Below are 23488 nucleotides of genomic sequence, written 5' to 3'. Positions count from 1 at the left end.
TCCTCTATGGCCCGGCGCGCCAGGCCCGACCATCAACTCAGCCGGTTACGGCATTCCAGCACGATCGGCCCGAGCAGATCGGCAAAGCGGCGCTGCCCGGCAGCATCGCCAACCAGATCCTGCCGCATCTCGATCCCCAGATAGGGGATGCCATTGCCTTCCGCATGGCGGTTCATGGTCGCGTTGAGCAATTGCCCCGAATAGGGCTGTTGGTCGCCTACATTCAGCCCCGCCGCCTCCAGCATCGGAATGGCGATCCGCGCCGCCCGATCATCCTGATTATAGAGAATGCCGATGTCCCAGGGCCGCTGCTGCGCCGGATCGCTCGCCAGGCGCGGCGTGAAGCTATGTACGGACAGGATGAAGGGTGACGTCATGCCGTCGAGCATGGCCGCCACCTGCTGATGATAGGGATGATGGAAGCGGCGCATCCGTTCGGCCAGATCGGCGTCCCGATTACCCGGAATGGCATGGCCGTCACTCATCACCGGCAGCAGGCCGGGCGCATCCTCTTCGCGGTTGAGATCGATGACCAGGCGGGAGATCCCGGCCAGGATCGCGGAGCAGTTCAGTTGCGCCGCGAGCAACTGGCTGACCTCCGCCACGCCGATATCGATCGCGATATGTTCGCGAAGCAGCGCCGGATCGATGCCCAAGTCGATATCGTCGGGGACATGGGCCGAGGCATGATCGACGATGATCAGCAGGTCGAGATCGCCCTCGCGCACGGTGGTGAAGGCTTCACTCATGATGTCCTGATCCTCGTTTCCATCACCCACCAATCCGGATGATCGCGGCGCAGTGCGTCCGCCGCCTGCCCCCTTCCCTGCTCGTCATCGAACAGCGCGAAACAGGTCGCGCCCGACCCGGACATGCGCACCAACCGGGGAGCTTGCGCCTGCAACGCCTCCAGCACTTCACCGATCACCGGCACCAACAGCAGGGCCGGCGCCTCCAGATCATTGCGGCCGGCGCGCGCAAGCCCATCAATATCCAGCGCATCGAGCGCACCGCGGTCGATCCTGTCCCAGCCGGCAAAGACCGACGCCGTCGAGACGCCGACCCGCGGATTGACCAGCAGCATCGGCCGGCCCGACAGGTCGTCCAGCGCCTGCGCCTCCAGCAGCTCGCCACGGCCGCGCACCAGTTGCGTGGTACTGGCCAAGCAGGCCGGCACGTCCGAGCCAAGCGACAGGGATAATTGCTGCAATACAGCATCTTCCACGGTGATGTTCCAGAGATGCGTCAACAGGCGCAGCGTCGCAGCCGCATCCGCCGAGCCACCACCGATGCCCGACGCAACCGGCAGTCGCTTGTCGAGCCGGACATCGGCGCCGGCCGTTATCCCGGTGGCCGCCTGAAGACTTCTCGCCGCCCGCATCACCAGATTGTCATCGTCACCGCTCAGGCCCGCGCCGCAGGGGCCTTCCACGGCGAGCGTGATAACGCCATCGTCGCGGTGCCGGGCATGGAGAATATCCCCATCCTCGGCAAAGACGAACAGGCTTTCCAGCGCATGATAGCCATCCGCGCGGCGCTCGCGCACATGTAAGGCCAGATTGACCTTTGCGTAAGCAATTTCAGTTAGTTGTTCAGATATATTCACAATATTTCGATACAATATCAGGGCGCTGCATATTCGGGTTTCAGCCCTTCACGGGCCTTGGCGTCAAGCCGATTGGCGACATCCCCCTCCGCGAACACCGCCGCTGCGCGCCAGGCGTAGCGCGCTTCATAGCGGCGGCCGGCGGTCCACAATGCGTCGCCCAGATGCTCGTTGATCGTCGCGTCACTGGGCGCTCCGGCCGCGGCGCGTTCCAGCACCGGAACAGCGCCCTTGACGTCCCCGGTCACGAACTTGGCCCAGCCGAGCGAGTCCGTGATCGAGGCATCCTGAGGTTTGAGCGCGCTCGCCTTTTTCAGCAGGTCCAGCGCAGCATCGACATTCTGGCGCCGTTCGATCTGGGCATAGCCGAGATAATTGAGGATGACCGGTTCATTCGGGGCCATGATAGCGGCCTTTTCGAGCACTGCACGGGCCTCGTCCCACCGCTTGCCCTGCTCCAGCGCGCTGCCTTCGAACAGCAGCAATGCCCAAGGCAGACTGTCAGCCGAATAGCCTGCCTGCGCACGATGAAAAGCGGATGCAGCGCCGTCAAAATCTCCGGAGTCTGCTAGCAATCGTCCAAGCCTTACAAGGCGTTCCGGCTCAGCGTTGGGAACCGATGCCAGGCTTTGCGCCAGTGCGATCGCGCCGTCGCGATCCCCCGAGGCCGCCAGTGCCTCGACCAGTTCCGCCTGGGCGAGCGCGCCGTACCAGCCAGTCACCGGCACCTTTCGCGCTTCCGCCGCGGCATAATTGGCGAGATCGCCTGCCACCAGCAGCTTCGCCGCCACCAGATGCGGCTCCGCCGCGGCCGGATCGGCAAAGGTCGCGATCCGCGCCAGGCGAATGCCCAGCGCCGTGCCCGTTTCATCGGACGCGATATCGACCGCCAGACGAGCCAACAATTGGGCAAAGCCCTGCCTGGGCGTGAAGGGCGCGGCAATCGCTCCCGGCACCTTGCCGTGGGCAACGTCCGTACGGGCCTTGGCGAAACTCGCTTCATCTTCGGGCAGCAGGGCAAGGGCATCCGCCTTCGCCCGGCGCCCGGCCAGTTGCGCGGCGAAGGTCAGGCGCAGCGCTTCGTCATCCGTCACGCGCAAGGCCAAGGCGCGGCGCATCGCACCAATTGCCTCTTCCTTGTCGCCCCGCGCCATGGCCTGCAACGCCAGATGTTCGTCAAGATAGCGGGCGCCCAGCGCCCCGAACTTGTCCTTGCTGTCGATGACGGGCGCCACATAGCGGCGCTGGCCCAGCGATATCCAGCTTTGCACGATCGGGGCGAGGAAGGAGAAATTGCCTTCTTCCACCAAGCGATCGGTGAAGGTCTGCGCCGCCGCCCAATCCTTGCGCCCCAACGCGTCGCAAATCCGCAGCAAGGTGCCGTCGCGCGGCAGCATGCCCCCCTCATCCAGCAACGCGGCCGATTGCAGCGCCAGCGGCATGTCGCCGCTTTCCAATGCCTGGACATAGGAACGACGGGCAATGGCGAGGCTCGTCGGATCGCCCGCGAGGGCCACACGATAGCTGTCGACCGCAACGCCCAGCGCGCCTTCACCATCGGCAAGGCGCGCACGGGCATAGGCATGCAAGGCCATATCGGGATCAACCGATGCGCCGGCCGCGACCGGCAGCATCAGCAACAGTCCTGGAATCAGGCCCCTACATGTTCGGATAATTCGGTCCTCCACCGCCCTCGGGCACGACCCAGTTGATATTCTGGGTCGGGTCCTTGATGTCGCATGTCTTGCAGTGGACGCAATTCTGCGCGTTGATCTGGAAGCGAGGCTCCCCTTCTTCCAGACCGACCACTTCATAGACACCGGCAGGACAATAACGCTGAGCCGGCTCGTCATAAAGGGGCAGATTGTAGGAAATCGGGACCGACGGATCCTTCAACTGCAGATGGACCGGCTGGTCCTCCTCATGATTGGTGTTCGACAGGAACACCGAGGACAGACGATCGAAACTGATCACGCCATCGGGCTTGGGATAGGCGATCTTCTCGCACTGGTCCTTGCGCCACAATTTCTCGCAATCGGGCTTGTGCTTCATGGTGAAAGGCAGGCCGATCTTGAGCGTGCGCATCCACATGTCGATACCCGCCAGCAGCGTGCCGATGGTGTTGCCGAACTTGGCCAGCAGCGGCTCGGCATTCTTCACCAGCTTCAACTCGTCCGCGATCCAGCTGGAACGCAGCCGATCCTCATAATCGTGCAGCACGTCGCGCGCCCGCTCGCCCTGGATCGCCTCGAACGCAGCCTCGGCGGCCAGCATGCCCGACTTCATGGCGGTATGGCTGCCCTTGATGCGCGGCACATTGACGAATCCGGCCGAGCAACCGATCAGAGCACCGCCGGGGAAGACCAGCTTGGGGATCGACTGCCAGCCGCCCTCGTTGATCGCGCGCGCGCCATAGGAAACGCGGCGACCACCCTCCAGGAACTTGCGGATTTCCGGATGCTGCTTCCAGCGCTGGAATTCCTCGAACGGATAGAGATGCGGGTTGCGATAGCCCAGGCCCACGACGAAGCCGAGCGCAACCTGGCCATTGGCCTGATGGTATAGAAAACCGCCGCCATATGCGTCAGTTAGCGGCCATCCCTGCGTATGGATGACAAGGCCCGGCTGATGCTTGGCGGGATCGATGTCCCACAATTCCTTCATCCCCAGACCATAGACCTGCGGCTCGCAATCGGCCTCCAGGTCGAACTGGCGCTTGAGGATCTTGGTCAGGTGGCCGCGCGCGCCCTCCGCAAAGAAAGTATATTTGGCGTGCAGTTCCAGGCCCGGCTGATAGTCCGCCTTGCGCTCGCCATCACGGGCAATGCCCATGTCGCCGGTCGCGACGCCCTTCACGCTGCCATCCTCATTGTAGAGGATTTCGGCAGCGGCGAAGCCGGGGAAGATTTCGACGCCAAGACCTTCGGCCTGCTCGGCCAGCCAGCGGCACAGATTGCCCAGCGATCCGGTATAGGTGCCCTTATTGTGCATCCAGCCCGGCGTCATGATGTGCGGCATCGCCATCTTGCCCGCCTTGGACAAGACCCAATGCTGGTTGTCGGTGACCGGAACATCGGCCATCGGGCAGCCCTGTTCCTTCCAGTCGGGGATCAGCTCATCCAGCGCCCTGGGATCGACCACCGCGCCTGACAGGATATGGGCGCCGATTTCCGACCCCTTTTCCAGCACGCAGACGGCCAGTTCCTGCCCGGCGGCATTGGCCAGTTGCTTCAGCCGGATCGCTGCAGACAGGCCAGCCGGTCCCCCACCGACGATGACGATGTCATAGGGCATCGAATCCCGTTCGCTCATAATCCCTCCATAAAGGCGCCCGCCAGCACATGTCCGGCCATCCGGTCGCCTTATTACTCCAACGTTTTGACATTCCACGCGATGAAGATTCTTGACCCTCGCGTCAACCTCTGGCCCAAGGGCATCGTGATGCGGGGATTAGAGCGGGACTTTGGAGCCGCAGCGCCGGACGCCTATCTGGCGTGGTGGTCGCTGGCGGGGGTGGACGGCGCCGTAGCGGAAGCACCAGTCAACTGGTTGCGGCCCCAGCCGACACGCGCGCAACTGGCCGAGCAGGCTGCGAAGGCCTTTGCTCCACCGCCCCCCGAAAAACCCAAGACGCTGGACGCCTATCTCGAATGGCTTGCCAGTGATTCGGCCCAGCCCGAACGCAAATGGCCCGGCACCCCGATCCTGCCGACCGGCCCGGCCGAAGCGTCGCTGATGGTCATCACCGACATGCCCGACATGGCAGATGCCGGCGCGGGCCATTTATTCGCCGATCGCGCGGGCGCGCTGTTCGATGCCATGATGCGGGCCATCGGCCTGCGCCGTGACGATATCTGCCTGGCCTCGCTGTTCACCGTCCGCCCCGCCGGTGGCATGGTGGAGGCCAGCGATCTGGCGCATGTCGCCGATCGCATCAGGCTCCATGTCCATCTCGCCGCGCCGCGCCGCCTGCTCCTGCTGGGCGATCGGACAGTCCGTGCGCTGCTTCCGACCGATGGCGCGGACCGGCCCGCCGGTTTACGCCCCTTTAACCATGATGGCGGCACTGTGCCCGCCATTGCCACATTCCATCCGCGCCTGCTGCTCAGCCAGCCCGCGGCCAAGGCGGAATGCTGGCGCGCCCTCCAAAGCCTGATTGAGGAAGATCGCCCGTGATTCGCGTTGCAACCCGCATTTCCAGCCTTGCCCTGCTCAGCATGAGCGCGGCGCTGGCGATCCCGGCCGGCGCCAAGGCGGCCGAAACCCTCCCCACCTTGCCGACCAATTCCACCGCCGGAACGCCGCTGCAGCTATCCGATGGCGACAAGGCGCGCTACAACGCCATCTTCGCTGCCCTGCGCGACCAGAAATGGTCGGATGCCAAGGCGATGATCCTGGCACTTGACCCGCAGGATGCGGTCCGCCCGCTCGCCCTGTCGGAACTTTATCTTGCCAAGGGATCGCCGCGCGTCGAGCTGTTCGATCTGCTCGACCTCGTCAACAAGGCAGCCTGGCTGCCCAAGGCCGACCAGCTTTCCCGCCTGGCGCAGAAGCGCGGCGCGACCATCCTGCCTGATCTGCCGCAGGTGCAGAAGCTGGTATGGCTCGGCTCCGCCCCGCGCCGCCAATATGTCAGCGGCAGCAAGACGGACGTTCTCGCGCAGAGCCTGTCGGCCCAGATCCTGACCTTCATCAAGAATGATGATCCGGCCGGCGCGGAAGGCCTACTCACCGCCGGCGAAGCGGGCCTGACGCCCGAAGGCCTGACCGAGGTGCGCCAGCGTGTTGCCTGGGCCTATTATATCGAGAGCGATGATCTCAATGCGCGCCGCATGGCGGCGCGCGCGCTCGAAACCCGTACCGGCGGTGACTGGACCGTGCAGGCCCACTGGACGACGGGCCTGGCCGCCTGGCGCCAAAATGATTGCCGCGCCGCCGCTCCGGCTTTCGCCAATGTCGCCGCGCTGGCGGGCGACGCGGACATGCGGGCAGCCGGCGCCTATTGGGCATCGCGCGCCTACATGGTCTGCGGCGAGGCCGAGAAGGTCGAGAATATGCTGAAGCTCGCAGCCCGGTCCGACGAGACCTTCTATGGCCTGCTCGCCCGCGAAAGCCTGGGCATGCCACTGGGCGGGGCGACCATGAATGCGCGTTTCAGCGACAATGACTGGCGCCAGCTCAAGGACAGCCCCAATGTCCGCAGCGCGATCGCGCTGGCCGATATTGGCGAAAATGGCCGCGCCGACGAGATTTTGCGCTATCAGGCGAAGCTGGGCGGCACGACCCAATATGATGCGCTGCTACGCTTAGCCAGCGCGCTCAACCTGCCCGCAACCCAGCTCTGGCTCGCCCATAATGGCCCGGCCGGCAAGCAGCCCGACAGCTTCGCCCGCTTCCCGGCGCCGGCCTGGCGGCCGGACGGCGGCTGGCGTGTCGACCCATCGCTGATCTACGCCCATACGCTGCAGGAATCCGGCTTCCGTTCGGACGTCGTCTCCAGCGCCGGCGCCCGCGGCCTGATGCAGGTGCGACCCGGAACCGCCGGCGATGTCGGCCTGTCCAACGCATCGCAATTGTTCGTGCCGTCCACCAACATGGAATATGGCCAGCGCTATCTGGAATCGCTGCGCGACATGAGCGCGACCGGCGGCCTGCTGCCCAAGGTGATGGCCGCCTATAATGCCGGCCCGCTGCCGGTCGAACGCTGGAACAGCGAGGTGAAGGACAAGGGCGATCCACTGCTCTTCATCGAATCCCTGCCCTATTATGAAACCCGCGCCTATGTGAACATCGTCATGCGCAACTACTGGATGTACCAGATCCAGGCGAAGGGCGAGGCAGATTGCCTGACCGGCATGGCGCAGGGCATGTGGCCAACCTTCCCCAATGCCAAGGGCGTCAAGCTGGTGCGTCTCAGCAAGGCCGATGGCCGGGCGATGATCGCCGGCGGATCGGACTGATGCCGATCGACGAGGGCCGGACCTTCCTGCCCGTCCGCATCGCCGTCCTGACCGTTTCCGACACCCGCACCCTGGCCGATGACCGGTCCGGCGACACGCTGGTCGATCGCCTGACCGGCGCGGGCCATGTCCTGGCCGACCGGCTGATCGTTACCGATGATCGCAGCGCCATCGTCGCGCGCCTTCACGCCTGGATCGATGATCCGCAGATCGATGTGATCCTGACCACCGGCGGCACCGGCGTCACCGGCCGGGACGTCACGCCCGAGGCACTAGTCCAGGTGCAGGACAAGGAAATTCCCGGTTTCGGCGAACTGTTCCGGTGGCTCAGCTATCAGTCGATCGGCACCTCGACCATCCAGTCGCGCGCCACCGCCTGCGTCGCGCGCGGCACCTATATCTTCGCGCTGCCCGGCTCGACCGGCGCCGTGCGGGATGCATGGGACGGCATTCTCTCCAGCCAGCTCGACAGCCGGTTCCGCCCCTGCAATTTCGTAGAGCTGATGCCGCGCCTCACCGAGCGCTGAGCGGCTGTTTGAAAAATCGCGAAAGGGCGATTTTTCGTTACGGCTCCACCCCGCTCCCCTTCACTTCTTGAGCGTGGGCGCCGGGTTCTCCTTGAAGAATTTGCTGAGTTCGCCGAGCATCACTGACCACCAGTCGACCACGTCGGCGAAATTCTCCTGGTTGAGGCCGCCGATCGTGCTGACGTCATAGGACACGTCCAGCGTCTTGTCGTCGGCCAGCGACATCTGGATGAAGCGCTTGGACTGGTTCCACTTGTTCGCCAGTTCGACCGTGTTGCCGCCATCATCTGCGAAATTGATACCGAACTGCAACGAGTTGCAGTCCTTCATCTCTTCGCAGCCATAGAAATAGATGGTGAAATTATAGCCGCTGGCAGCGCTCTCGATCATCGGATTGCCGGTCGACTTGCTCTTCGTCAGCGCCGCCTTGTAGCCCGCCGCCTGCAACGCATCGACCACCGACTGCGGCCGGCTGGCGCAGACCATATTGGCAGCACAATCCGTCGTCGGCGTCGCGGCATCGGCCGCGCCTGCCATCATCATCAGAGCCGGAACAAGCCACCAGGCACGCATGATATTTCCCCCTGCTTTCAAGGGGGCAGCCATGACGCGTCGGAAGCAACCTTGTCAATAAGTTCATGATATGTTCTTATTTCCGGATGACAAACATCCCCGGACGCGGCGCAACGCACAACCAGGCAAGCAACCGGTTCAATCTGGCCGCGCGCGAGGCGGACGGCGACTGGCTCGACGCCGTGGAAGCGATCGACGGACCGGCCCAGAAACTGCGCACCAGAGTCTCGCTGATCACGCCGCGTACGATCATCTCGCGCAACACGTCGCCCGACATCGCCTTCTCCCAGTCGATCAACGCCTATGCCGGCTGCGAGCATGGCTGCATCTATTGCTTTGCCCGGCCGACCCACGCCTATCATGACCTGTCGCCCGGCCTGGATTTCGAGACGCGGCTGTTCGCCAAGCCGGACGCGGCGGCGCTGCTCCGCAAGGAACTTGCGCGCCGCAACTACAGCGTCTCGCCGATCGCCATGGGCACGAATACCGATCCCTATCAGCCGATCGAGAAGGATTGGGGGATCACGCGCCAATTGCTGGAGGTGATGGTGGAATGCCGCCATCCGGTCTTCATCACCACCAAGTCCGACCGCATCCTGCGCGACATCGACCTGCTTGCCGATCTGGCGCGCGACAATCTGGTCGCGGTGATGATTTCGGTCACCTCGCTCGATCCCAAGGTCGCGCGCACGCTGGAGCCGCGCGCGCCCCATCCCGAACGGCGGATTGCCGCGATCGCTCGCCTGGCCGAAGCCGGCGTGCCGGTATCGGCCAACATGTCGCCGATCATCCCGGCGATCAACGATCATGAGATCGAACAGGTGGTGGCGCGACTTGCCATGGCCGGCGCGCAGGACGTCAATTACATCCTGGTCCGCCTGCCGCATGAGGTCGCGCCGCTGTTCCGCGCCTGGCTGGAAACCCATTATCCCGATCGCGCCGCCAAGGTGATGGCGATGATCCGGGACATTCGCGGCGGCCGCGACAATGATCCCGATTTCGGCAGCCGGATGCGCGGCCAGGGCGTCTGGGCCGACCTGACCCGCACCCGCTTCATCAAGGCCCGCCGCAAGGCCAATCTGGGGCAGGCGCGGATCAGCGTCCGCACCGACCTGTTCCGGCCGCCCGAGGGCGCGCAGATGCGGCTCTTCTAGAGGCCGGTCAAATCTCGACCTGGCTGCCCAGTTCGACCACGCGATTGGTCGGCAGGCGGAAGAATTCCATCGCGCTTTCCGCGTTGCGGAGCATCCAGGCAAAGATCTTCTCGCGCCACAGCGGCATGCCGGGATTGGCCGAAGGCAGCAGCGTCTGGCGCGCCAGGAAGAAGCTGGTGTCCATCATCTTGAACGCCTGGCCGCAGCCGGTGACGTTCTTGAGCGCGGCCGGAACATCCGGCTCCTGCATGAAGCCATATTGCAGCACCAGACGGAAGAAGCCGCGCCCCAGATCCTCCAGCTTGCACCGGCCATCATCCTCGACCACCGGCACATCCTTAATCTTGACGGTCAACAGGATCACCCGCTCGTGCAGCACCTTGTTGTGCTTGAGATTATGCAGCAGCGCATGCGGCACGCCATCGGGCGTCGAGGTCATGAAGACGGCCGTGCCCGGCACGCGCACCGCGCTGTTGGCGGCCGAAGCCACGAATACCGGGATCGGCATCGCTGCCTCGCGCAGCCGTTCCTGCACCAGCCGGCGCCCGCGCGACCAGGTGGTCAGCAAGGTGAAGACGACGAAGCCGATCAGCAGCGGGAACCAGCCGCCGTCGGGTACCTTGGTCAGATTGGCTGCCAGATAGGCGCCATCGACCAGGTAGAAGACGGCAAGCAGCGGCGCGGCATAATACCATTTCCAGTACCAAAGTCGGTACAGCACCACGGTCAGCAGCACATTGTCGATGAACATCGCACCGGTGACGGCAATGCCATAGGCCGCGGTCAGGTTGGACGAGGTCTTGAACACCAGCACCAGCAGGATGACCATCACCATCAGCCCCCAGTTGATCAGGGGAATGTAGATCTGGCCAGCCGTCGACGCGCTGGTATGCTCGATCCGCAGGCGCGGCATGAAGCCGAGCTGGATCGCCTGCTGCGTGACCGAGAAAGCGCCCGATATGACCGCCTGCGACGCGATGATCGCCGCCAGCGTGGCAAGGCCGATCAGCGGCAACTGCATCCATTGCGGCGCAAGATTGTAGAAGGGGCTGTGCAGCGCCGCGGCACCTTCACGGAAGAGCAGCGCGCCCTGTCCCATATAGTTGAGCATCAGTGCCGGCAGCACGAAGATCAGCCAGGACACGCGGATCGGGCTGCGGCCGAAATGGCCCATATCGGCATAGAGCGCCTCCGCGCCCGTCACCGCCAGAACGACCGAGCCCAGCGCCAGGAAGGCGGGCAGCGGATCGGTGGCAAAGAACATCACCGCCCAATAGGGATTGAAGGCGTAGAGGATGCCCGGCGTCTTGACGATGCTGAGCACGCCGAGCGACGCGATCGTCACGAAATAGATCAGCATGATCGGCCCGAACAGGGTCGCAACCTTGTTGGTCCCCAACCCCTGGATCCAGAACAATCCAAGCAGGATCAGCACCGCAACCGGCAGGATCGCCGGCGCCAGGTTGGCGTTGTAGACCGCCAGACCTTCCACCGCCGACAGCACGGAAACCGCCGGCGTGATCATCGAATCGCCGTAGAAGAGGGCAGTCGCGAACACGCCCAGCAGCACGATGCCGCGCGACCAGCGCTGCGTCTTGGTCTGGCCGTTGATCAGCGCCAGCAGAGCCAGGCTGCCACCCTCGCCCTTATTGTCGGCGCGCATGATGATGCTGACATATTTGAGCGTCACGACCAGCATCATCGACCAGAACATCAGGCTGATGACGCCCAATATATGGTCGGGATCGAGGTCGAGATGATGGTGCCCCGCAAAGGTTTCGCGGAAGGCGTAGAGCGGGCTGGTGCCGATATCGCCGAAGACGATGCCGATCGCGCCGACGACCAGCTTGGCCGTGGCTTTCTGGCGGGCATGGCCATGCCCTTCCTGCTCGCCGTCTTCGGGGACGGCGACCGCGCTGTCATCAGCCATGAAGGAAATGCCCGATCATCAATATCATGTCGCAACCCTTGCCAGGGCAATTCTCATTCCAAGGACGGAGCCCAGCAAACCGCCGGCCCCTACCATGGGCACAGGGTTCACGCAATGATCGCCCCGATGCGGATCATCGTGGAGCCGCATCCATCGCCAGCATGGCGTCGATACGCGCGATATTGGCCTGCAGTTCCGCCTTGATCTTGCTGCCTTCGGGCGCCGATTGCGCCAGCGGCAACCATTGTTTGCGCGCCGCGTCCAATTGCCCGGCCTGGGCGAGGGCGAGGCCATAGAAATAGCGCGGCGCCGGCCCTTCCGGGTCCAGCCGCAACGCCTGGCGATAGGCATAGTCGGCCGCCGGCGCGACCACGCCATCGGCATGCGCGACCAGCGCATTCCCCATGCCGAGCCACAGATTGGCGTCTTCCGGCGTCTGCTTGAGGCCGGAGAGCAGGATATTGGCCGCCTCCTTGGTCAGGCCGCGCCGCCCGTAGGAATCCGACATGATCAGCCATTGGCCGGCCGGGCCATAGCGCTCCGCCAGGCTGCGGCGTCGCTCCGCCAGCTTCTCGTCGAACTGCGCTTCCTTCTCGGCCGCGACCTGTCGCGGCGCGCCGGCTAGGCCGGGATGCCCCTGCCAGGCATAGCCCGCGAGGCCGACCAGCAAAGCCGCCGCAACGATCTCCCGCGTCACGCGCGGGATACGCCCGATGAAGCAGAGCACCGCCATGGCCATGATGGCGAGGCCGAAAGCAATGATCCAGCCCGTCATGCCCGCGGCCTCCGCTTGATCCGTCCGCGCATCAACAACAACCCCAATGCAAGCAGGATGATCGGCGCCGCCCATAGCGGCCAGAGGATCGGCGCGGCCGTCGGCTCATAGCTCACCCAGTCGCCATAACGCTCGATCAGCCAGCGCCTGATATGCTCCGGTTCCTCCCCCGCCCTGATCCGCTCGCGTATCTCGGAACGCATGTCGCCCGCCATGCTGGCGTTCGAATCGGCGATCGACTGGCTCTGGCAGGTAAGGCAGCGGATGGTTTCCATCAGCGCCTTCGCCTTGCGCTCCAGCGCCGGGTCATCAAGCTGCCGGTCGGCATATGGCGCGGGCGGCAGGGCGGTCTGCGCCTGAACCGGCGCTGCCAGCATCAACAGGAGGAGAAAAAGCAGCCCCCGCATCATTGCGCGTCCTTCAGCCGTTGCAGCAGCATCGGCACGTCATCGGCGCGGATGTCGCCAATATGCTGATAGGCAATCCTGCCCTTGCCATCGATCACGAAGGTTTCCGGCACGCCCGACGAGCCGAGCGCGATCTGCACGCCACTGCGCGCATCCAGGCCAATCCGGCTATAGGGATTGCCGTTGCGCGCCAGGAAGGCGTCGACATCGGGCCGGGCATCGCGGATCGCGATCGCGTCTATCGCCACCCCAGCCTGCTTGAGCGCCATCAGTTGCGGCGCCTCCGCCGCGCAGGGAATGCACCAGCTGGCAAAGATGTTGAGCAGGCGCGGCTTGCCATCCGCCAATTGCGTGCTGGCGAGCGCGGGACGATCGCTGGCAGCAGCCGGCAGGGTGAAGGCCGGCAAAGCCTGGCCAATCAGCTTGGAGGTGATGACGCGGTCATCCGGCTTGAACAGGCCGCTTGCGAACAGCGCGAAGAAGCCGAGGAACAGGACAAGCGGTAGCCAGATCAGCAGCTTCCTCATGCCATTGCCCTCCGCGCCCGCCATTTCATCAGCCAGCCGCGCCGCTCTCGTCCGACCAGCGCCAGCAGGCCGCCCAGCGCGATCATGATGCCGCCCAGCCAGATCAGCGTCACGAACGGCTTCCACCAGATCCGCATCTGCCAGCGGCCGGCATCGGCTTCCTGCCCCAGCACGACATAGAGCTGGCCATTCCACCGGGTCAGCAGCGCCGCTTCCGTCGTGGTCGTCGGCGGCGAGGCGAAGAAGCGCGATTGCGGATGGATCACGACCGCGCGGCCGCTGCGCTCCGCAATGACGTCCGCCTGCAGAGCCGTCCAATTGTCGCCGGCAAGCGGCAGGATGCGCTGGAAGCGCAGCGTCCAGCCGGCCGTCTCGATGCTGTCGCCCGGCCGGACTGCCACCAGCTTCTCGACCGTGAACGCCGAATCGCAGGCCATGCCCGCCAGGCTGACGGCACAGCCCAGATGGGCGATCACCATGCCATAGGTGAAGAGCGGCGTGCGGCGCAGGTTGCGCTTCCACAGCGGCGCGAGCGATCCCACGCCGACGGCCAGCGCCACCACCAGCCCGCAATAGGGCAACAGCCCGATCCGGCCCCAGGCGAGCGCACCGACCAGCACCACGGCCGCCAGTGCGACCGCCGTCGGAACGAGCATGCGCCCGGCCACGGCGCGCGCCTGATCCCGACGCCAGCGAGTGAGCGGCCCTGCCGCCATGACGATCAGCAGGATGAGCGCAATCGGCCCGGCAATGCGATCGAAATAGGGCGCGCCGACCGACACCTTGTGCCCGAATGCTTCGGTCATCAGCGGGTAAAGCGTGCCGATCAGCACCAGCCCGAGGATCACCGAAAGCAACAGGTTGTTGACCACCAGGAAGGTTTCGCGGCTTACCAGTTCGAACGGCGCGCCCTCGCGCACCGTGCCGATCCGCCAGCCGAACAGGGCCAAGGCGCCGCCAATGTAGAGCGCCAGCAAGGCCAGGATGAAACTGCCCCGCTCCGGATCGACGGCGAAGGCATGGACGCTGGTCAATATGCCCGACCGGACCAGGAAGGTGCCGACCATCGACATGGAGAAGGCGACGACGGCCAGCATCACCGTCCAGGCGCGCAGCGCGTCGCGGGTCGCCAGCACGGTCACACTGTGCAGCAACGCGGTCGCCGCCAGCCAGGGCATCAGCGACGCATTTTCGACCGGATCCCAGAACCACCAGCCGCCCCAGCCCAGCTCATAATAGGCCCAATAGCTGCCCGCCGTGATGCCAAGCGTCAGCATGACCCAGGCGGCCAGCACCCAGGGGCGCATGGCGCGGGCGAAGGCGGCGTCCACCTGCCGCGTCAGCAAGGCGCCGACCGCAAAGGAAAAAGCGACCGACAGGCCGACATAGCCAAGATAGAGCGTCGGCGGATGGAAGGCGAGGCCGGGATCCTGCAGCAGCGGGTTGAGCCCCTGCCCGTCCGCCGGTGCCGGGGAAATGCGGGCGAAGGGATTGGAGGAGAAGAGCAGGAAGGCGTAGAAGCCCAGGCTGATCGCCGCCTGCGCCCCCAGCGTCGCCATATGCGCGTCGCGCTTCAACGCGCGCTCGAACAGGGCCACGGCCGCGCCGGCGACGCCCATCACCGTGACCCAGAGCAGCATCGACCCTTCATGATTGCCCCAGGTTCCGGCGAACTTGTAGAGCCAGGGCTTGGCCGAATGGCTGTTGGTCGCCACCAGCAGCACCGACATGTCGGACCGCAGGAACAGGCTGATCAGCGCGACAAAGGCAGCGGCCGTCAGCACGCCCTGCAAAACAGCGACAGGACGGACGGCGCCCAGCACCTCGCCCTTGCCGCCCGCCAGCCCCATGCCGACCAGAAACAGCTGGAGCAGCGCGAGGACCGCGGCAAACCACAGGGCGGCAAGACCGGCTTCGGCGATCATGGCGCGGCCTTCATCTCATGCGTGGTTTCATTATAGGTCATGCCGTCCAGTTCGCGCGGCATGTAGCGCTCGTCATGCTTGGCCAGCAAATTGGTGGCGACGAACCGCCCCTGCCGGTCGAAAGCGCCTTCCGCCACGACACCGCTGCCTTCCTTGAACAGGTCGGGCGCGATGCCGCTGAAGGTCGCCGGCACGGTCGCCTTGCCGTCGGTCACGTCGAAATTGATCGTCACCCCATCGGCCGCACGCCTCAGGCTACCCTTCACCACCATGCCACCCAGACGGATCGCCTTGCCGGGCTCCACACCCTTGGTCTTTACGTCGTTTGGCGCGTAGAAATAGGCCGCTTCGTCCTTCAGCGCCGATACGGCGAGCAGCCCGGCGCCGATGATCGCCACCAGCGCTGCGAGCGCCAGGATCAGTCGTTGATGTTTGGCTTTCATGTCCGGTCAGACAGTCGTTCGGCCTGACGTTCCGCCGCCCGCATCGCGCGCCAGCTGGCGATGGTGACGATCGCCGTACCCACCGCCGTCACGGCATAGGCGGCGATCACGAAAGCCCATTGGTTCATCTCTACCCTCTCGTCAGGCGCTGCATCCGCGCCTCGACCTTATTTTGTGCCAATATTGCCCGCATCCGCATCAGTACGATCGCCGCGAACAACAAGGTGAAGCCGAACAGCGTCAGGCCGAGCGGCCAGAGCAACGATCCGTCGATGCTCGATCCGCGCATCGTGATGCTCGGCCCCTGATGCAGGCTATTCCACCAGACCACCGAACGGTTGATGATCGGGATGTTGATCGCGCCGACCAGGCCGAAGATCGCGGTCACCGGGCTGACCCCGCCCTGCCCCTGCCGCGCCGATGCGTTGGCCAGGGCGATATAGCCGAGATAGAGGAAGAGTAGGACCAGCATGGACGTCATGCGCCCGTCCCATTCCCACCAGGTGCCCCAGGTCGGCCGGCCCCAGATCGAACCGGTCATCAGGCAGATGGCGGTGAACAACGCACCCGGCGCCGCAATCGCGCGGCCGGCTACGGAAGCCAGCGGATGGCGCCAGACCAGTTGCATCAGCCCGGACACGGCGATGCCGGTCCAGCCCGCCATGCCGAGCCACGCGGCCGGCACATGTATATAGAGTATGCGCACCGTATCGCCCTGCAGATAATCCGCCGGCGTCAGGAACAGACCCGAAGCGCAGCCGGCCAGCAGCAGCACGAGGCCGGGCCAGAACAGCCAGCCCGTCATCGGACGGGCGATCTTCAGGAAGCGGGCGGGATTGGCAAAACGGTGCATGAGTACAGGTTTCTTAGCGACACCCGAACGCCAACGCCAGTGGCCGTTTAGCCCATGGAAAAGCCAGCAAAACGCAGCGTTGCCACGATTGGCCACGCTTTTTTGTTACAGGCAGGCGACAAATCGACCGGGAAGGACTATATGCGCGCGAAAGGTCGCCCCAGAGGGGTGGTCAGGAACGGCAATGGACCCGCTCACACCCATGATTACGACGAATCCTTTCGACGACGACAAGTTGCGCGAAGAATGCGGCATTTTTGGCGTATCTGGCGCAGAAACCGCGTCCGCGATGGTAGCGCTCGGCCTTCACGCCCTGCAGCATCGCGGCCAGGAAGCGGCAGGCATCACCAGCTGGGACGGGCATGATTTCCATACCCATCGCGCCATGGGTCATGTTGCCGGCAATTTCGACCGCGACGAGGTGATTCGAGGCCTCCCCGGCGACACGGCCTGCGGCCATGTCCGTTACTCGACCACCGGCGAAACCTCGCTGCGCAACGTCCAGCCGCTCTATGCCGAACTCAATTCCGGCGGTTTCGCGGTTGCCCATAACGGCAACATCTCCAACGCGATGAAGGTCCGCCGCGAACTGATCCGCCGCGGCTCCATCTTCCAGTCGACCTCGGACACCGAAGTCATCATCCATCTGGTCGCGACGTCCAATTATCGCACCCTGCTCGACAAGTTCATCGACGCGCTCAAGCAGATCGAAGGCGCCTATTCGCTGATCGTGATGACCCCCGAGGGCATGATCGCCTGCCGCGATCCGCTGGGCATCCGCCCGCTGGTGATGGGCAAGCTGGGCGATTCGACCATCTTCGCTTCGGAAACCGTCGCGCTCGACGTGGTCGGCGCCGACTATGTCCGCTCGATCGATCCGGGCGAACTCGTCATCGTCACCAAGGATGGCGAAATGCGCTCGATCCGCCCGTTCGGCGAAGTGCATCCGCGCCCCTGCATCTTCGAGCATGTCTATTTCAGCCGCCCCGATTCGATCATCGACAATTCCAGCGTCTATTCGGTCCGCAAGGCGATCGGCGCGCAGCTGGCGATCGAAAATCCGGTCGAGGCCGATTATGTCATCCCGGTGCCCGACAGCGGTGTGCCGGCCGCCATCGGCTATGCGCAGGAATCGGGCATCCCGTTCGAACTGGGCATCATCCGGTCGCATTATATCGGCCGCACCTTCATCCAGCCGGGCGACAAGGTCCGCCACCTGGGCGTCAAGCTGAAGCATAATGCCAACCGCGCCCTGATCCAGGGCAAGCGCATCGTGCTGATCGACGACTCGATCGTGCGCGGCACCACCTCGCTGAAGATCGTGCAGATGATGCGCGAAGCGGGCGCGGCCGAAGTGCATATGCGCATCGCATCGCCGCCGACCAAGCATAGCTGCTTCTATGGCGTCGATACGCCCGAACGCACCAAGCTGCTGGCGCACAAGCTGGACATTGGCGGCATGCAGGACTTCATCCACGCCGACAGTCTGGCCTTCATCTCGATCGACGGCCTGTACAAGGCGCTGGGTGAGGCGAAGCGCGCCGACATCCGCCCGCAATATTGCGACGCCTGCTTCACGGGCGACTATCCGACCAAGCTCACCGACCAGGATGAAGCCGTGGTCGAAAACCAGTTCGAACTGCTGGCAGAACGGGTCTCCTGATCCACGGGCAAGGCCCGACCGGGCGGGGTCGCACGACCCCGCCCTTTCCTTTTCCCACGACGACACCCGGCATCGGCCGGGGCGAACGGAGAGCCGATGTCTGATACCTTGCCGCTGTTCGGAAAACTTGCGCTCGTCACCGGCGCCAGCCGGGGCATCGGCGCTGCGACTGCGGAAGCGCTGGCCGCAGCCGGCGCCCATGTGATCCTGACCGCGCGCACCAGCGGCGGACTGGAAGAGGTGGAAGATCGCATTCATCAGGCCGGCGGCAGCGCCACCATCGCACCGCTCGACCTGATCGACGGCGAAAGCATCGGCCGCCTGGCCCAGGCCATTTCGGGTCGCTGGAAGGCGCTCGACATCCTCGTCCTCAACGCGGCGACGCTCGGGTCGCTGGCATCGGTTCCGGCGATTGATGCCAAGGAACTTGCCCGGCTGCTGATGCTCAACATCGCTGCGCCCCAGGCGCTGATCGCCGCCTTCGATCCGATGCTGCGGGCGAGCGCCGACGCGCGGGTGATCGCGCTGACATCCTCGGTCGGCGTCACGCCACGCGCCTATTGGGGCGCCTATGGCGCGTCCAAGGCCGCGCTCGAAACGCTGGTCGGCGCCTATGGCGAGGAGGTGAAGAACATCTCCGCCATCCGCACCCATATCGTCGATCCCGGCGCCACCCGCACCGCGATGCGCGCCCGCGCCTTCCCCGGCGAGGATCCGGCAACGCTCAAGGGGCCGGAAACGGTAGCCAGGGCCATCCATGATCTGGTTCTGAGCGATGCGCCGAACGGCCATCGCCTGCGCGTCGAGGGTTAAGCGGCCGGCTTTGCCAGCGTGACCTGGGCGACATCAATGGTGCCGCCCCGGAAACCGCCTTCGCAATACATCAGATAATAGCGCCACAAGCCGACGAAATGCTGGTCGAAACTGGCCGGCAATCGCCCTTCGTCGATGGCCCGGTCGAACCGCTCGCGCCAACGGCGCAGCGTTTCGGCATAATGGCCGCCGAAATGGCGCGCGTCGTGCCATTCCAGCCCGCGTTCCCGCGCCAAGGCCCGAAAGCGACTTTCGGATATCAGCATGCCGCCGGGGAAGATGTAGGTCTGGATGAAGTCGGCGCCGCGCGCATAATGATCGAAGATCGCATCGTCGATCAAAATATACTGGATCGCGGCGCGCCCGCCGGGCTTCAGCAGGCGTGCGACCGCATCCAGATAGTCGGGCCAATAATGTTGGCCGACGGCCTCCACCATTTCCACGCTGGCGATGGCCTCATATTGCCCCTGCGCGTCGCGATAGTCGGTCAGGTGGATCTGCGCGCCGGACCCCAGCCGATCGCGCGCATAATCTGCCTGCTCGACCGACAGGGTCAGCCCGTCATATTGGATGGCACAGCGTTCCATCGCCTGTTCGGCGAGGCCGCCCCAGCCGCATCCGATTTCCAGCAGCGCCTGTCCGTCGCGCAGGTCCAGCCGTTCCAGCAGGGCGTCCACCTTGCGCTGCTGCGCCCGTTCCAGGCTTTCGATACGATCCTCAGGATTGAGGAACAAGGCACTGGAATAATGCATATTCCTGTCCAGCCATAGGCTGTAGAAGTCGTTGCCCAGATCATAATGGAAGGCGATGTTCCGGCGCGAGCCGTTACGGTTGTTCCGTCGCGCCCAGTGCAGTAGCCGTCCTGCCCAACGGGCCGGGCCATGGGGCCGGGCAACGCGGCCCAGCGGTACCGCATTGGCCATGAACAGCGCGAACAGCGGCACCGGATCGGCACTGCGCCACTCGCCCGCCGCCCAGGCGCGATACCAGCCCGCCGAGCCACCCATCGCCAGTCGCACCAAGGCGCGCCAGTCGACCAGGTCCACAACACAGTCGAACCCCGGCCCTCGCCCGCCCAATAGCCGGCGCGTGCCGTCCGGCAAAGTCGCATCCAGCGAGCCCTGCTCCAGTCCCTGGTCGATGCGATCGAGCATGCGATGGAAAAGTGGCGCGAGCAGGCGCGCCCGCCATCCCGGCGTCCGCTCTGCCGGCGGGCGCCGGATCGACAATGCGGCCTTGCCGCGACGGGGGTCGACTGCATTCATTGGGCCTCTTTCTGCCCCATGCCGCGCGTCGCTGCAATCACCCCTTCATCTGGCGATAGGCCGTCAGCGCACGCTCGCGCCCCTCGCGATGGCCGATCCGCTTTTCGGGATAGGATGATGGCCTAACCCCATGAAAATCCGGATCATGGATGACGCGATCGTCCAGATCGGCCAATTCCGGCACCCATTGGCGGATATAATCGGCAGCATCGAATTTATCCGACTGGGTCAGCGGCGCCATGATCCGGGTGAAGAGATTGGCATCGACGCCGCTGCCCGCCACCCACTGCCAGTTGACGCTGTTATTGGCGTAATCCGCGTCGACCAGCGTGTCCCAGAACCAGCGCGCGCCATGGCGCCAGTCGATCAGCAGATGCTTGATGAGGAAACTGGCCGCGATCATCCGCACCCGATTGTGCATCCAGCCCGTCTGCCAGAGCTGGCGCATGCCGGCATCGACGATCGGATAGCCGGTTCGTCCCCGTTTCCACGCCGTCCAGTCGCTCCGCGCTTCGCGCAGATCGCGCCAGTGCATGGCGTCGAAGGCCGGCTGGGCATTTTCCGATCCATAGGTCGGCAAGGCCCAGACCTGATTATGGGCATAATCGCGCCAGATCAGTTCCTTGAGATAGACGGTCGCGTCCCCCGGCGCCTGCGCCACCCGATGCCAGACCTTGGCCGGCGAAATCTCCCCGAAGTGAAGATGGGGAGATAGGCGGGACGTTCCCTCCTGCGACGGCAAATCGCGCGCGACGGCATAGTCGCCGACTTCTCCCAGAAAACTGTCGAGATAGCGCTTTGCCCCCTCTTCGCCCGGTGACCAGTCGGCAGGGAATCCGCTCGCCCAGTCCGGGTCGCGCGGCAGCAGCGTCCAGTCCTCCAGCCTGTCGCTGACCGGCCAATGCGATGGCGCCTCGATCCGCTGCGGCGCTGGCTGCGGTGGCGCGGGTGGCATGTGCAGCATCACCGCGCGGGAAAAGGGCGTGTAGATGCGATAGGGCGTCCCACTGCCCGTCCGCACCGCTTCCACCGGCAATAGCAGCCCGCCGTCATGAAGCCGCAGGTCGATCTGCCTCGCCACCGCCTTTTCGGCGTTGCGCCACCAGGGCTCATGATGGCGGATGGCATGCACGACCTGCGCACCACTTTCCTGTGCCACCTGCGCCAGAACATCGGCGCAGCGTCCGCGCCGCAGGATCAATCGCGAGCCCTTGGCCCTCAGTCGCTCGTCCAGGCTGGCAAGGCTGTGATGCAGCCACCAGCGGGATGCGCCACCCATCGCCCATTGGCGCGGGCTTTCATCGTCAAGGATATAGAGCGGAATGACCGGGCCGGCCTGCGCGGCGGCGGCAAGCGCTGCCTGATCCGAGAGGCGCAGATCCTGGCGGAACCAGATTATGGTGGGGGTTGGCATGATCGCCCAATGCCTGCCTAGTCCCCCGGTTCCAAATGAATTTTCCGCGCCCTTCCGGGAGATGACCTGCAAATCCGATGAATGTCGATTCGGCCAATGGACGCGCGCATCGCCGCCGCCTATTCTGGAACCCAATACACTAGCCATGGGTCGCCAACCGGCCATGGCTGCAGCGATGCAGGGGAAGACATGGCGTCGATGCCAGATAATGCAGAACTGAATTACCGGCCGTGCGTCGGGATCATGCTGGTCAACATGGCGGGCAAGGTCTTTGTCGGCCAGCGCCTCGATAATGTCGTGGAAGCCTGGCAGATGCCGCAGGGCGGGATCGACGACGGGGAAGACGCCAAGACGGCGGCGCTGCGCGAACTGGGCGAAGAGACCGGCATCACGCCCAAACATGTCGAGATCATCGCCAAGAGCCGCGACGAGCATTTCTACGACCTGCCGCCCGAACTGATCGGCAAGCTGTGGGGCGGCAAATATCGCGGCCAGCGCCAGATCTGGTTCCTCGCCCGCTTCCTGGGCAAGGACAGCCATATCGACATCCAGACCAAGCATCCCGAATTCCGGGAGTGGAAATGGGCAGCGCCCGAAACGCTGCCGGAACTGATCGTGCCGTTCAAGCGCAAGCTTTACCGCGACATATTGCAGGAATTCCACGACTTGATCTGATGGGGGCTTAAAATCCCCGGTCGGTTCGCTATGACAGCGGCATGCGTCACTGTCTGGCTATCCTGCCCTTCCTCTTTGCCACCCAGGCCTGGGCCAATGCGCCTGCGCTGCTGCCGCCGTCCGTTCGCGAGATGCTGGAGGCGGCGATTGCCAATGGCAATGAGACCGAAATCGCGACCGTCGCCAAAATCGCCAAGCAGACCAATCCGCAATCGGCTGACCAGATCCAGCAGATGGTCAACAGCTGGAAGGAACGGACCAAGGCGACCCATGACACGGTGATTCGCGAGGCGCGCTTCACCGAATTATGGACCGGCAAGCTGGAAGCCGGCGGCTTCCGCTCGACCGGTTCGACCAGCGAAATCGGCATCAGCGCCGCGGCGCAGGTCAAGCGCGAAGGGCTGGAATGGAGCCATAAGCTCAGCGCCACGGTCGATTATCGCCGCGCCAATGGCGTCACCTCGCGCGAACGCTACACCGCCAGCTATGAACCGCGCTATCAGTTCGACCCGCGCGGTTTCGCCTATGGCCTGACCCAGTTCGAACGCGATCCCTCGATCGGCTATGACGAGCGCTACACCGCCTCGGCCGGTATCGGTTACAAGGTGATCGTCAGCAAGCCGATCGACCTGTCGCTAGACTTGGGCCCGTCCGTCCGTCATGCCAAATATGTGATCGGGCCGCGCGAAACCAAGCTGGGCGCGCGTGCATCTATGGACCTGGCCTGGCGTCTGGCGCCCAATGTCACCTTCAAGCAGACCGCTGCAGGTTACGCAGAAACTGACGTATTTTCCGTCAATTCTCTGACACAGTTGCAAACCAAGGTGAGCACCCGCCTGTCCGCTGGCCTGTCCTATACGGTGCAGTATGAGTCGGAGACCCTGCTGTCCGCGCGCGACTTCGACACGCTCAGCCGCCTGACCCTCAGCTACGATTTCTGATCGGGGTGGAGCAGGCGCCCGCGCTCTGATAGACCTC

At 64.5% G+C, this 23488-nt stretch carries 23 protein-coding genes; 8 read left to right on the top strand and 15 right to left on the bottom strand.

The window, feature by feature from the left end; all coding sequences use genetic code 11:
* Positions 1-32 precede the first annotated feature (32 nt).
* From JQK15_RS16855 to JQK15_RS16840, 4 genes are read right to left on the bottom strand one after another with little or no spacing between them, the layout of a single operon-like run.
* Entirely contained in the window at positions 33-749 is a 717-nt protein-coding gene (locus tag JQK15_RS16855) for an N-formylglutamate amidohydrolase (RefSeq protein WP_214866543.1), read from the bottom strand.
* Positions 746-1624, bottom strand: coding sequence for a 4-(cytidine 5'-diphospho)-2-C-methyl-D-erythritol kinase (locus tag JQK15_RS16850; protein WP_502956828.1), 879 nt, complete (start codon positions 1622-1624; stop codon positions 746-748). Before JQK15_RS16850 ends, JQK15_RS16855 begins: the two co-directional genes overlap by 4 nt.
* A complete protein-coding gene (locus JQK15_RS16845; RefSeq protein WP_214866542.1) occupies positions 1624-3240 on the bottom strand; it encodes a tetratricopeptide repeat protein in 1617 nt (538 codons plus the stop codon). The genes JQK15_RS16850 and JQK15_RS16845 overlap by 1 nt, the downstream gene beginning before the upstream one ends.
* A gap of 25 nt (positions 3241-3265) precedes the next feature.
* Positions 3266-4918, bottom strand: a complete 1653-nt coding sequence (locus JQK15_RS16840) for an electron transfer flavoprotein-ubiquinone oxidoreductase (protein ID WP_214866541.1) — start codon at positions 4916-4918, stop codon at positions 3266-3268.
* 81 nt (positions 4919-4999) lie between these two features.
* Here JQK15_RS16840 and JQK15_RS16835 point away from each other — a divergent pair, with 81 nt between their 5' ends.
* From JQK15_RS16835 to moaB, 3 genes are read left to right on the top strand one after another with little or no spacing between them, the layout of a single operon-like run.
* Positions 5000-5782 carry a uracil-DNA glycosylase family protein gene (locus JQK15_RS16835; protein WP_037519902.1) on the top strand — a complete coding sequence of 261 codons (783 nt, stop codon included), beginning with the start codon at positions 5000-5002 and terminating at the stop codon, positions 5780-5782.
* Positions 5779-7566, top strand: a complete 1788-nt coding sequence (locus JQK15_RS16830) for a lytic transglycosylase domain-containing protein (RefSeq protein ID WP_214866540.1) — start codon at positions 5779-5781, stop codon at positions 7564-7566. The genes JQK15_RS16835 and JQK15_RS16830 overlap by 4 nt, the downstream gene beginning before the upstream one ends.
* Complete coding sequence (gene moaB, locus JQK15_RS16825) at positions 7566-8093, top strand: molybdenum cofactor biosynthesis protein B (protein WP_214866539.1); 528 nt, start codon at positions 7566-7568, stop codon at positions 8091-8093. Before JQK15_RS16830 ends, moaB begins: the two co-directional genes overlap by 1 nt.
* 60 nt (positions 8094-8153) lie before the next feature.
* On the opposite strand, the gene JQK15_RS16820 is transcribed toward moaB, so the two are convergent.
* A complete protein-coding gene (locus JQK15_RS16820; protein ID WP_004207277.1) occupies positions 8154-8666 on the bottom strand; it encodes a YbjN domain-containing protein in 513 nt (170 codons plus the stop codon).
* 86 nt (positions 8667-8752) lie between these two features.
* Between JQK15_RS16820 and JQK15_RS16815 the strand changes: the two genes are divergently transcribed.
* Entirely contained in the window at positions 8753-9820 is a 1068-nt protein-coding gene (locus JQK15_RS16815) for a PA0069 family radical SAM protein (protein ID WP_214866538.1), read from the top strand.
* A gap of 7 nt (positions 9821-9827) precedes the next feature.
* On the opposite strand, the gene JQK15_RS16810 is transcribed toward JQK15_RS16815, so the two are convergent.
* The 8 genes from JQK15_RS16810 to ccmC form a co-directional block, all read right to left on the bottom strand.
* Positions 9828-11750, bottom strand: coding sequence for a potassium transporter Kup (locus tag JQK15_RS16810; RefSeq protein WP_214866537.1), 1923 nt, complete (start codon positions 11748-11750; stop codon positions 9828-9830).
* A 133-nt stretch (positions 11751-11883) separates the two neighbouring features.
* On the bottom strand, positions 11884-12525 hold the full coding sequence (locus JQK15_RS16805) for a tetratricopeptide repeat protein (protein ID WP_214866536.1): 642 nt from the start codon (positions 12523-12525) through the stop codon (positions 11884-11886).
* Positions 12522-12932 carry a cytochrome c-type biogenesis protein gene (locus tag JQK15_RS16800; protein ID WP_214866613.1) on the bottom strand — a complete coding sequence of 137 codons (411 nt, stop codon included), beginning with the start codon at positions 12930-12932 and terminating at the stop codon, positions 12522-12524. Before JQK15_RS16800 ends, JQK15_RS16805 begins: the two co-directional genes overlap by 4 nt.
* Positions 12932-13459: a redoxin family protein gene (locus tag JQK15_RS16795; protein ID WP_249258681.1), complete on the bottom strand. Its 528-nt coding sequence runs from the start codon at positions 13457-13459 to the stop codon at positions 12932-12934. The genes JQK15_RS16800 and JQK15_RS16795 overlap by 1 nt, the downstream gene beginning before the upstream one ends.
* Positions 13456-15384, bottom strand: a complete 1929-nt coding sequence (locus tag JQK15_RS16790) for a heme lyase CcmF/NrfE family subunit (protein ID WP_214866534.1) — start codon at positions 15382-15384, stop codon at positions 13456-13458. The genes JQK15_RS16795 and JQK15_RS16790 overlap by 4 nt, the downstream gene beginning before the upstream one ends.
* Positions 15381-15827 carry a cytochrome c maturation protein CcmE gene (gene ccmE, locus JQK15_RS16785; protein ID WP_214866533.1) on the bottom strand — a complete coding sequence of 149 codons (447 nt, stop codon included), beginning with the start codon at positions 15825-15827 and terminating at the stop codon, positions 15381-15383. The genes JQK15_RS16790 and ccmE overlap by 4 nt, the downstream gene beginning before the upstream one ends.
* The gene (gene ccmD / locus JQK15_RS16780; RefSeq protein WP_010337862.1) at positions 15824-15955 is read right to left on the bottom strand and encodes a heme exporter protein CcmD; all 132 of its coding nucleotides are present in this window, start codon (positions 15953-15955) and stop codon (positions 15824-15826) included. Before ccmD ends, ccmE begins: the two co-directional genes overlap by 4 nt.
* Before the next feature lie 2 nt (positions 15956-15957).
* Positions 15958-16680: a heme ABC transporter permease CcmC gene (ccmC, locus tag JQK15_RS16775; RefSeq protein ID WP_037506637.1), complete on the bottom strand. Its 723-nt coding sequence runs from the start codon at positions 16678-16680 to the stop codon at positions 15958-15960.
* A 202-nt stretch (positions 16681-16882) separates the two neighbouring features.
* Here ccmC and purF point away from each other — a divergent pair, with 202 nt between their 5' ends.
* Positions 16883-18343 carry an amidophosphoribosyltransferase gene (gene purF, locus JQK15_RS16770; protein ID WP_017499557.1) on the top strand — a complete coding sequence of 487 codons (1461 nt, stop codon included), beginning with the start codon at positions 16883-16885 and terminating at the stop codon, positions 18341-18343.
* A gap of 96 nt (positions 18344-18439) precedes the next feature.
* On the top strand, positions 18440-19156 hold the full coding sequence (locus JQK15_RS16765; protein ID WP_214866532.1) for an SDR family NAD(P)-dependent oxidoreductase: 717 nt from the start codon (positions 18440-18442) through the stop codon (positions 19154-19156).
* Here the strand turns inward: JQK15_RS16765 and JQK15_RS16760 are convergent.
* Together JQK15_RS16760 and JQK15_RS16755 are read right to left on the bottom strand one after the other, a co-directional pair.
* Entirely contained in the window at positions 19153-20421 is a 1269-nt protein-coding gene (locus JQK15_RS16760; RefSeq protein WP_214866531.1) for an SAM-dependent methyltransferase, read from the bottom strand. The genes JQK15_RS16765 and JQK15_RS16760 overlap by 4 nt on opposite strands.
* 37 nt (positions 20422-20458) lie before the next feature.
* Positions 20459-21835 (bottom strand): cryptochrome/photolyase family protein, encoded by a 1377-nt coding sequence (locus tag JQK15_RS16755; protein WP_214866530.1) that lies wholly within the window; start codon positions 21833-21835, stop codon positions 20459-20461.
* Between the two features lie 189 nt (positions 21836-22024).
* On the opposite strand from JQK15_RS16755, the gene JQK15_RS16750 reads away from it, so the two are divergent.
* Together JQK15_RS16750 and JQK15_RS16745 are read left to right on the top strand one after the other, a co-directional pair.
* The gene (locus JQK15_RS16750) at positions 22025-22510 is read left to right on the top strand and encodes an RNA pyrophosphohydrolase (protein ID WP_214866529.1); all 486 of its coding nucleotides are present in this window, start codon (positions 22025-22027) and stop codon (positions 22508-22510) included.
* Between the two features lie 41 nt (positions 22511-22551).
* Entirely contained in the window at positions 22552-23451 is a 900-nt protein-coding gene (locus JQK15_RS16745; RefSeq protein ID WP_010337856.1) for a DUF481 domain-containing protein, read from the top strand.
* Positions 23452-23488: the final 37 nt, after the last annotated feature.

The sequence above is a fragment of the Sphingobium sp. BHU LFT2 genome, from assembly GCF_018604485.1.
Lineage (GTDB): Bacteria > Pseudomonadota > Alphaproteobacteria > Sphingomonadales > Sphingomonadaceae > Sphingobium > Sphingobium yanoikuyae_A.
Note: the sequence above shows the minus strand (reverse complement) of the source record. Positions and strands in the feature narration are given on the sequence as shown.

What these genes read in the sequence shown, in the direction of transcription:
- JQK15_RS16855 (WP_214866543.1), bottom strand. Translation starts at nt 749, where the DNA reads ATGAGTGAAGCCTTCACCACCGTGCGCGAGGGCGATCTCGACCTGCTG.
- JQK15_RS16845 (WP_214866542.1), bottom strand. Translation starts at nt 3,240, where the DNA reads ATGCTGCCGGTCGCGGCCGGCGCATCGGTTGATCCCGATATGGCCTTG.
- JQK15_RS16840 (WP_214866541.1), bottom strand. Translation starts at nt 4,918, where the DNA reads ATGAGCGAACGGGATTCGATGCCCTATGACATCGTCATCGTCGGTGGG.
- JQK15_RS16835 (WP_037519902.1), top strand. Translation starts at nt 5,000, where the DNA reads ATGAAGATTCTTGACCCTCGCGTCAACCTCTGGCCCAAGGGCATCGTG.
- moaB (WP_214866539.1), top strand. Translation starts at nt 7,566, where the DNA reads ATGCCGATCGACGAGGGCCGGACCTTCCTGCCCGTCCGCATCGCCGTC.
- JQK15_RS16820 (WP_004207277.1), bottom strand. Translation starts at nt 8,666, where the DNA reads ATGCGTGCCTGGTGGCTTGTTCCGGCTCTGATGATGATGGCAGGCGCG.
- JQK15_RS16815 (WP_214866538.1), top strand. Translation starts at nt 8,753, where the DNA reads ATGACAAACATCCCCGGACGCGGCGCAACGCACAACCAGGCAAGCAAC.
- JQK15_RS16810 (WP_214866537.1), bottom strand. Translation starts at nt 11,750, where the DNA reads ATGGCTGATGACAGCGCGGTCGCCGTCCCCGAAGACGGCGAGCAGGAA.
- JQK15_RS16805 (WP_214866536.1), bottom strand. Translation starts at nt 12,525, where the DNA reads ATGACGGGCTGGATCATTGCTTTCGGCCTCGCCATCATGGCCATGGCG.
- JQK15_RS16800 (WP_214866613.1), bottom strand. Translation starts at nt 12,932, where the DNA reads ATGCGGGGGCTGCTTTTTCTCCTCCTGTTGATGCTGGCAGCGCCGGTT.
- JQK15_RS16795 (WP_249258681.1), bottom strand. Translation starts at nt 13,459, where the DNA reads ATGAGGAAGCTGCTGATCTGGCTACCGCTTGTCCTGTTCCTCGGCTTC.
- JQK15_RS16790 (WP_214866534.1), bottom strand. Translation starts at nt 15,384, where the DNA reads ATGATCGCCGAAGCCGGTCTTGCCGCCCTGTGGTTTGCCGCGGTCCTC.
- ccmE (WP_214866533.1), bottom strand. Translation starts at nt 15,827, where the DNA reads ATGAAAGCCAAACATCAACGACTGATCCTGGCGCTCGCAGCGCTGGTG.
- ccmD (WP_010337862.1), bottom strand. Translation starts at nt 15,955, where the DNA reads ATGAACCAATGGGCTTTCGTGATCGCCGCCTATGCCGTGACGGCGGTG.
- ccmC (WP_037506637.1), bottom strand. Translation starts at nt 16,680, where the DNA reads ATGCACCGTTTTGCCAATCCCGCCCGCTTCCTGAAGATCGCCCGTCCG.
- purF (WP_017499557.1), top strand. Translation starts at nt 16,883, where the DNA reads ATGATTACGACGAATCCTTTCGACGACGACAAGTTGCGCGAAGAATGC.
- JQK15_RS16765 (WP_214866532.1), top strand. Translation starts at nt 18,440, where the DNA reads ATGTCTGATACCTTGCCGCTGTTCGGAAAACTTGCGCTCGTCACCGGC.
- JQK15_RS16760 (WP_214866531.1), bottom strand. Translation starts at nt 20,421, where the DNA reads ATGAATGCAGTCGACCCCCGTCGCGGCAAGGCCGCATTGTCGATCCGG.
- JQK15_RS16755 (WP_214866530.1), bottom strand. Translation starts at nt 21,835, where the DNA reads ATGCCAACCCCCACCATAATCTGGTTCCGCCAGGATCTGCGCCTCTCG.
- JQK15_RS16750 (WP_214866529.1), top strand. Translation starts at nt 22,025, where the DNA reads ATGGCGTCGATGCCAGATAATGCAGAACTGAATTACCGGCCGTGCGTC.
- JQK15_RS16745 (WP_010337856.1), top strand. Translation starts at nt 22,552, where the DNA reads ATGCGTCACTGTCTGGCTATCCTGCCCTTCCTCTTTGCCACCCAGGCC.